General features: G+C 63.6%; 1 protein-coding gene. It reads right to left on the bottom strand.

Features of this window, described 5'->3' with window-relative positions; translation table 11 throughout:
* Positions 1–783: MBL fold metallo-hydrolase (locus tag C6W92_RS17465; RefSeq protein ID WP_164989296.1), on the bottom strand; the 783-nt coding region annotated here is incomplete at its 5' end.

Below are 783 nucleotides of genomic sequence, written 5' to 3'. Positions count from 1 at the left end.
TCAGAGCCGGTTCACCGGCACTTTCAGCATCGGGTTGCCGTCGCGGTCCTTGGGCACCGCGCCCGCGCGCATGTTGACCTGCAACGACGGCAGGATCAGCCGCGGCATGTCCAATGTCGCGTCGCGTTCGGTGCGAAAGCGCACGAATTCTTCCTTCGTCTTGCCGCCGCCCACGTGGATGTTGTGCGCCTTCTCCTCGGCCACCGTGGTTTCCCACCGGATATCGCGGCCATTCGGGCCATAGTCGTGGCACATGAAGAGGCGCATGGCGTCGGGCAGCGACAAGACCTTCTGGATGCTGTCATAGAGCGTGGCCGCGTCCCCGCCGGGAAAATCCGCCCGCGCCGAGCCGCCGTCGGGCATGAACAGCGTATCGCCGACAAAGGCAGCATCGCCCATCACATGGGTCATGCAGGCGGGCGTGTGGCCGGGCGTGTGCATCGCGAAACAGGTCATGCCGCCCACGCTGTAGGTGTCACCTTCCCCGAACAGCGCGTCGAACTGGCTGCCGTCGCGCTGGAACTCGGTGCCCTCGTTGAATATCTTGCCGAACGTGTCCTGCACCACGAGGATATTCTCGCCGATGCCGATCTTGCCGCCGAGTTTCTCCTGGATATAGGGCGCGGCAGACAGGTGGTCGGCATGGACATGGGTCTCGATGATCCATTCGAGGCTCAGCCCCTCGCGCTCGATATGGGCGATGATCGTGTCGGCATGCTCATGGGTGATGCGGCCCGCCGCATAGTCGATATCCATCACCGAATCGACGATCGCGCAGGCGTT

Source organism: Roseovarius sp. A46 (assembly GCF_004126395.1).
In the GTDB taxonomy this organism is placed as follows: domain Bacteria; phylum Pseudomonadota; class Alphaproteobacteria; order Rhodobacterales; family Rhodobacteraceae; genus Roseovarius; species Roseovarius nitratireducens.
Note: the sequence above shows the minus strand (reverse complement) of the source record. Positions and strands in the feature narration are given on the sequence as shown.